This is a genomic window from Desulfocurvus sp., assembly GCF_023230885.1.
In the GTDB taxonomy this organism is placed as follows: Bacteria; Desulfobacterota; Desulfovibrionia; order Desulfovibrionales; family Desulfovibrionaceae; genus Desulfocurvus.
In genome coordinates this window covers 1-6,536 of record NZ_JALNWM010000201.1, presented here as the reverse complement: position 1 = coordinate 6,536, position 6,536 = coordinate 1, and the positions used below count along the sequence as shown (strand labels likewise).

The window sequence follows — 6,536 nt, the reverse complement described above, 5'->3', positions numbered from 1 at the left end:
CCGCCCCCCAGGCCGGGGGGGGGGGCCGCCGCCACCCGGGCAGGGGGCACGGCAGAGCCAGGGCGCCCGGCCGCACACGGCTCCGGCGCACCCGGCGCTCCTTCGCGCCCCTCCCACAGCCCCGCCCCTTGCGCTGCGCCCCCCTGCCAGGGCTCCCCGGCGCCCCGGCCCGTCGTCCAGGCGTCCGCTTGTCCCATTTCCACAATTTAACGACGCTTTTCCCTTCCTTTTTCAGTCGTCCGTTGACAGACCTCCGGGTTCGGGCTAGACAATACCATACCGTATTGTATTAAAAGCCAAAAGCGGCAAGGGCAAGGCAAGACCCATGCGACACGTCAGGACCATTGCGCCCCAGGGCCTCCGTGCGGGAAGGGCACCCCAGGGCGGCGCCGCGCCGCGCCGATCCCGGGAGGACCTGCTCCGCCAGGGCCTGGAACTGCTGGCCGAGGGCGGCATCGACGCCCTGACCATCGAGGCCCTGTGCGCACGCATGGGCACGACCAAGGGCTCGTTCTACCACCACTTTTCCGGGCGGGACGCCTTCCTGCGCTCCCTGCTGGAACATTGGGCCGAGGCGGCGGTCCCGCCCCCGGGCCGCGCCCGTGGGGGGCGGCGGCGCCTCGACGCCCTGCTGCCCGCCCCCGGCGGCCCCGAAGCGGCCATTCGCGCCTGGGCCATGCGCGACCCCGAGGCCGGAGCCTACCAGTGCCGCGTGGACGCCCGGCGCCAGGAACACCTGGAGACCCTGCTGCGCGAAACCACGGGCGACCCGGCCCGGGCGGCCCTGCTGGCGCGCATGGGCTGCGCCATGCTCGCCGGGGCCGAGGCCCTGGCCCCGCCCCTGGGCCCGGCGCAACGCGCGGCGATGCTCGACGTGCTGTGGAAGGAACTCTGCGCGACCCCGGCCGCCCGCCGGGGCAAGGAGGGCTCATGAACGGCGAGATGACCTGGACCGAGGTGAAACGCACCGTGGCCGCCGCGCGCTTCCGCGCCCTGGCCACGGTGGACGAGGACGGCGAGCCCCGGGTCACGCCCATCGGCTCGGTGGTGCTCACCGCCGAGGGCCGGGGTTTCTATTTCGAGGACGATGCGGCGGTGCTGCCCGGAGGGCTCGAACGCGCGCAGGAGCTGGCCATCCTGGCCGTGGGCGGCGAAGGGTCCTGGCTGCGGCGGGTGCTGCGCGGCGCCCTGCCGCCCGGCCCGGCCCTGCGGATCAAGGTCCGCGCCGGGCGCCGCCGGGCGGCCACGGCCGCCGAGCGGACCCTGCGCCTGGCCGGTGCCGGGCTGGTTGGCCGGAGTGTGCGCTTCGTACGCGAGTTCACCGTACAGGGCGTGACCCCGGTGCACCTGGGGGCCATGCTCAAGTAGCCGCGCCCCTCCAGCCACGGGGCAGCGCCCGGCCCGCCGGGCTTGCGGCGCCCGGCGCCCCCGGCGCGGAGCCCGGGCTGCCGCGCGGGGCTGCGCCCTCCCCGGCAACGCGGCGCGGACCGACGGCCGCGCGCCGCCCGCCCTTTCCCTTCGCGCCCCCGGCAATGTCCGCCCGGGGGCCGCGCCCAACCGGCCGCGCAGGGCAACGCGCCCCCAGGCAAAGCAACGCGGGCCGACGCCCGGGCGCCATACGCCCCCGGCCATCGGCCCGCGCCCGCAGGCGGGCAACTCCAGCTCCCCGGCCCGGCCGCACGAAGCGGACGGCGCGCCTCCCGGCCACGGCCCCGGCGCAATCCTGGCGCCGCGCCCGCCAGCCGAGGCCCTGCCCCGCCACGACGCAACGCGCCCCGGCGGAACCTTCCGGAGGCACCGGGACGGGCTAGCAGATGCGCGGCAGCTGCTCGCCCTCGAGCATGTTCAGCAGACGCTTGCCGCCCAGGCCCGTGCGCAGCACGACCTTGCCGGGATTGGCGGCCTCCACGACGCCCACGCGCCGCGCCCCGGCTCCCCGGGGGTCGGCGCGCATGACCTCCAGCGCGGCCTCGGCCTTGGCCTCGGGCAGGATGCAGATGAGCTTGCCCTCGTTGGCCAGGTAGAGCGGGTCCAGCCCGAGGAAGGAACAGCCCGAGCGCACGGCCTGGCTCACGGGAATGGCCGCCTCGTCCAGCGCGATGCCCACTTCGGACTGCCCGGCGATCTCGTTCAGGGTGGTGGCCAGCCCGCCGCGCGTGGGGTCGCGCAGAACGTGGATATCGCCCACCTCCAGCAGCAGGCGCTCGGTCATGGCGTTGAGGGCCGCGCTGTCCGAGAGCACGGGCGTCTCGAAGGCCAGGCCCTCGCGCTGGGCCAGGATGGCCAGCCCGTGGTCGCCCATGCTGCCCGACACGAGCACCGCGTCGCCGGGCGCCGCGCGGTGCCCGCTGGGGTGCTCGGCCACGAGCATGGTGCCCACGCCGGTGGTGTTGATGAATATCTTGTCGGCCATGCCCCGGGGCACGACCTTGGTGTCGCCGGTGACGATGCAGACCCCGGCGTCGCGCGCGGCCGCGCCCATGGCCTCCACGATGCGTTCGAGCTTCTCCAGCTCGAAGCCCTCCTCCAGGATGAACGCGCAGGACAGGAACCGGGGCCGCGCGCCGAGCATGGCCACGTCGTTCACCGTGCCGTGCACGGCCAGGGAGCCGATGTTCCCGCCCGGGAAGAACACCGGGTCGACCACGAAGGAGTCGGTGCTCATGGCCAGGGGGCCCTGGATGTCCAGGAAGGCCGCGTCGTCCATGCGCGCCAGCACGGGGTTGTCGAAGTGGCGCAGGAAAAGCTCGCCGATGAGCCGCTGGGAGGCCTTGCCGCCGCTGCCGTAATCGAGGAGGACATGCTTGGCGTCCATTGCCTATATCTCCATCTGGTACTTGAAGTAGGCCGCGCAGGAGCCTTCGGTGGAGACCATGCACGGGCCCACGGGCTTGGCGGGGGTGCAGGCCTTGGCGAACAGCGGGCAGCGGTCGGGGGTCAGCTTGCCGCGCAACACGTCGCCGCAGCGGCAGCCGGGAATGGGCTTGGCCTCGGGCAGGGTCAGCCCCAGGGCCTTCTGGGCGTCGAAGGCCTCGTATCCGGGCCGCAGGGCCAGCCCGGAGCCCGGAATCATGCCGATGCCGCGCCACAGGGCGTCGGCGGGGGCGAACACGGAATCCATCACGGCCACGGCCTTGGGGTTGCCCAGGTCCTGCACGGCGCGGCGGTAGAGGTTGACCACCTCCGCCCGGCCCTCGTTGCGCTGGCGCACGATGTCCAGCAGCGATTGCAGGATGTCCAGCGGATCGAAACCCGTGATGGCGGCGGGCAGGCGGAACTCGTCGGCGATGAAGCGGTAGGGCTCCAGGCCGATGATCGTCGAGACGTGGCCGGGCATGACCAGGGCGTCGAGGTTCAGCTCGGGGTCGCCCAGCAGCGCGTGCAGCGCCGGGGGCACCAGCTTGTGGAAGGACAGGACCCGGAAGTTGCCCACCCCCGCGGCACGGGCGGCCTGGAGGGTGGCGGCCACGGCGGGAGCCGTGGTCTCGAAGCCGATGCCCAGGAAGACCACCGTGTCGCCGGGGTTTTCGCGGGCCAGGGCCAGGGCGTCCATGGGCGAGTAGACCACGGCCACGCGCGCGCCCTGGGCCATTGCGTCCTTCAGGCAGGTGCCCCCCGGGCCGGGAACGCGCACCAGGTCGCCGAAGGTCGCCACGATGACCCCGTCGCGGCCGGCCAGGTCCATGTACATGCCCACTTCGCTCTCGTGGGTCACGCACACGGGGCAGCCCGGGCCGGAGAGATGCATGACCCCGGGGGGCAGCAGGGACCGCAGCCCGCTGCGAAAGATCGCCACGGTATGCGTTCCGCAGACTTCCATAAAGCGCAGTTCGCCTTCCAGTTCGCTGTGGATGGCGTCCAGCACGGACTTGCACAGTTCAGGATCGCTGAATTGGTCGAAGATGCTCACATGCGCTCCCAGTCCGGTTGCAGGTTGGGCGCAGGCGGCCTGCGCGCCGGGGCGCCGCCCCGACGCCCGGCCATACTACGAAGCCGCCATGATCTCAAGGGCGCCCCCCTTTCTTTTTCGCGATGACGCTGATAGAACCCTGGGCACCGGACGCACGGCGCGCCCGGCGTGCCCCTCAAGCCCGGACCGCGCGACGCACAATGACCCGCCACACCCCGCACGCCATTCCCGATGGCCCCGCCCCCGGAACCCCCGGGTCCAGGGCCGCGGACGATCCGGCCCTGCTCGCCCCCGCCCTGCCCCCGGACCCCACGGAGTTCCCCGTGCCCACGGACGAGGAATGCCTCGCCCACTGGGACCGCTGCGCCATGCCCGGGCACATCCGCGCCCACAGCGCCCTGGTGGGCGCCATCGCGGGCGCCCTGGGCGAGCGCGCCGAGGCGCTGGGCGTCGTGGCGCCGGGCTGGGCCCGGGCGGTGCGCGCCTCGGGCCTGCTGCACGACCTGGCAAAATTCTACTGCGTGCAGCACGGCGGCAACCACGCCCAGCTCGGGGCGGCCTGGGTGCTCGACTGCACGGGCAACCCGGCCCTGGCCCAGGGCGTCATGCACCACGTCTGGTGGCCCTACCCCGTGGACCCCGCGCGCTACTTCCTGCCCCTGGCCGTGCAGTACGCCGACAAGCGCGTGCGCCACGACGCCGTGGTTTCCCTGGGCGCACGCTATACGGACCTCTTCGAACGCTACGGCAAGAACGAGACGGCCCGCGAACGCATCGAGGCGGCCTTCCGCCAGGGACGGGCCGTCGAACACACCTTGAGCGAACTCCTGGAGGTCAAGCTCCATGCGTGTCCTTTTGATAGCGGGCGGCTGGTCGTCCGAACGTGAGGTTTCCCTGTCGGGCGCCCGGGGCATCCGCCGCGCCCTGGTCAACCTGGGCCACGAGGTGGCCGACCTGGACCCCGCCCACGGCCTGGGCAGCCTGTTCGACGCCGCCCGCCGGGCCGACTTCGCCTTCATCAACCTGCACGGCGCCCCCGGCGAGGACGGCCTGCTCCAGGCCATGCTCGACGTGGCGGGCTGCCCCTACCAGGGCTCGGGCCCGGCGGGCTCCTACCTGGCGCTGAACAAGAACGCCTCCAAGGTCATCTTCCGCGACCGGGGCCTGCCCACGCCGGACTGGGAATTCCTGCCCCGCGACCCCGGCCCCGCCTTCGCGCCCCGGCTGCCCTACCCGCTGTTCGCCAAGCCCAACGCAGGCGGCTCCAGCGTATGCTCCACCCTGGCCCGCGACCGGGACGAGCTGGCCTGCGCCCTGGGGGCCATCTTCGCCACGGGCGCCGAGGCGCTGCTGGAGCCCTACCTGCCCGGCCAGGAGCTGACCTGCGGCATCCTGGGCGACGAGGCCCTGCCCCTGGTGGCCATCCGCCCGGCGGGCGACGCCCCGTTCTTCGATTACGCCAGCAAATACGAGGCCGGACGCTGCGAGGAGATCTGCCCCGCGCCCGTGGCCCCGGAGCTGACCGCGCGGGTCCAGGCCATCACCCTGGCGGCCCACCGCGCCCTGGGCCTTGCGGGCTACAGCCGGGCCGATTTCCTGGTGCGCGACGGGCAGCCCCTGCTGCTGGAGGTCAACACCCTGCCGGGCATGACGCCCACCAGCCTGCTGCCCCAGGAGGCCGCCGCCGTGGGCCTGGACTTCGACGCCCTCATCGCGCGGCTGATGGAACTCGGGCTGGCCCGCGCCCGGGGGGAGGCATAGGCATGGCGCCCAACGGCACCTGCAAGGCCCTGCTCGGGCTCTACGACCTGCTCTGGCCCCTGGCCATCCCGGCCCTGTGGCTGGCCCCGCGCCTGCGCGAGGGCTTCTCCGAGCGCCTGCTCCGCCCCGGGCCCGACGGCTTCGTGGACGTGTGGATGCAGGCCGCCTCCGGCGGCGAGGCCTACCTCGTGCGCGAGCTGGCCCTGGCCCTGCCTGCGGCCCTGGCCGAGGAGCGCCCCCTGCGCATCCTGGCCACCACCAACACCCGCCAGGGCCGCGAGGTGCTGGAGCGCGCCGCCGCCGAGGTCGCCGGGCGGCACCCCGGGGTCACCCTCATCCCGGCCTACTGCCCCTTCGACCAGCCCTCGCTCATGGCCCGGGCCATGGAACAGGCCAGCCCCCGGGTGCTGGTGCTGCTGGAAACGGAAATCTGGCCCGGGCTGCTGGCCGCGGCCCGGGAGTTCGACGTGCCCGTGGTGCTGGCCAACGCGCGCATGAACGCCCGCAGCCTCGCGGGCTACCTGTGCGCCGGGCGCCTGCTGCGCGAGCTCGCGCCCCAGCGCGTGCTGGCCGTGTCCGACGAGGCGGCCCTGCGCTTCTCCCTGCTCTTCGGGGCCGCGCGCGTGGAACGCATGAACAACATCAAGTTCGACCGCTTCGCGACCCCGGCGCCCGAGGACGGCGCCGCCCCCGGCTCCGGGCCCGTGGCGGCCGTCATGGGCGACGGCAGACCCTGGGCCGTGATGGCCTCGGTGCGCCGCCAGGAGGAGCGGGACGTGCTGGCCGCCCTGCGCGACATCCGCGCCGCCCGGCCGCAGGCCGGGCTGGCCGTCTTTCCCCGGCACATGCACAGGCTCGACTTTTG

7 protein-coding genes are annotated in these 6,536 nt (G+C 73.8%); 5 read left to right on the top strand and 2 right to left on the bottom strand.

Annotated elements, in window-relative coordinates; all coding sequences use genetic code 11:
* Positions 1-325 precede the first annotated feature (325 nt).
* A complete protein-coding gene (locus tag M0P34_RS12830; protein WP_291499761.1) occupies positions 326-934 on the top strand; it encodes a helix-turn-helix domain-containing protein in 609 nt (202 codons plus the stop codon).
* Positions 931-1,368 (top strand): pyridoxamine 5'-phosphate oxidase family protein, encoded by a 438-nt coding sequence (locus M0P34_RS12825; RefSeq protein ID WP_291499759.1) that lies wholly within the window; start codon positions 931-933, stop codon positions 1,366-1,368. Before M0P34_RS12830 ends, M0P34_RS12825 begins: the two co-directional genes overlap by 4 nt.
* A 439-nt stretch (positions 1,369-1,807) precedes the next feature.
* Here M0P34_RS12825 and hypE read toward each other — a convergent pair whose 3' ends face one another.
* Positions 1,808-2,815 (bottom strand): hydrogenase expression/formation protein HypE, encoded by a 1,008-nt coding sequence (gene hypE / locus M0P34_RS12820; protein WP_291499757.1) that lies wholly within the window; start codon positions 2,813-2,815, stop codon positions 1,808-1,810.
* A gap of 3 nt (positions 2,816-2,818) precedes the next feature.
* Positions 2,819-3,910 carry a hydrogenase formation protein HypD gene (gene hypD / locus M0P34_RS12815; RefSeq protein ID WP_291499756.1) on the bottom strand — a complete coding sequence of 364 codons (1,092 nt, stop codon included), beginning with the start codon at positions 3,908-3,910 and terminating at the stop codon, positions 2,819-2,821.
* A 200-nt stretch (positions 3,911-4,110) separates the two neighbouring features.
* On the opposite strand from hypD, the gene M0P34_RS12810 reads away from it, so the two are divergent.
* The 3 genes from M0P34_RS12810 to M0P34_RS12800 all read left to right on the top strand — a co-directional run.
* Positions 4,111-4,797, top strand: a complete 687-nt coding sequence (locus M0P34_RS12810) for a phosphohydrolase (protein ID WP_291499755.1) — start codon at positions 4,111-4,113, stop codon at positions 4,795-4,797.
* Complete coding sequence (locus M0P34_RS12805; protein WP_291499753.1) at positions 4,754-5,671, top strand: D-alanine--D-alanine ligase; 918 nt, start codon at positions 4,754-4,756, stop codon at positions 5,669-5,671. The genes M0P34_RS12810 and M0P34_RS12805 overlap by 44 nt, the downstream gene beginning before the upstream one ends.
* Before the next feature lie 2 nt (positions 5,672-5,673).
* Positions 5,674-6,536 (top strand): glycosyltransferase N-terminal domain-containing protein (locus M0P34_RS12800; RefSeq protein WP_291499751.1); only part of this gene is annotated, 863 nt, incomplete at its 3' end.

What these genes read in the sequence shown, in the direction of transcription:
- M0P34_RS12830 (WP_291499761.1), top strand. Translation starts at nt 326, where the DNA reads ATGCGACACGTCAGGACCATTGCGCCCCAGGGCCTCCGTGCGGGAAGG.
- M0P34_RS12825 (WP_291499759.1), top strand. Translation starts at nt 931, where the DNA reads ATGAACGGCGAGATGACCTGGACCGAGGTGAAACGCACCGTGGCCGCC.
- hypE (WP_291499757.1), bottom strand. Translation starts at nt 2,815, where the DNA reads ATGGACGCCAAGCATGTCCTCCTCGATTACGGCAGCGGCGGCAAGGCC.
- M0P34_RS12810 (WP_291499755.1), top strand. Translation starts at nt 4,111, where the DNA reads ATGACCCGCCACACCCCGCACGCCATTCCCGATGGCCCCGCCCCCGGA.
- M0P34_RS12805 (WP_291499753.1), top strand. Translation starts at nt 4,754, where the DNA reads ATGCGTGTCCTTTTGATAGCGGGCGGCTGGTCGTCCGAACGTGAGGTT.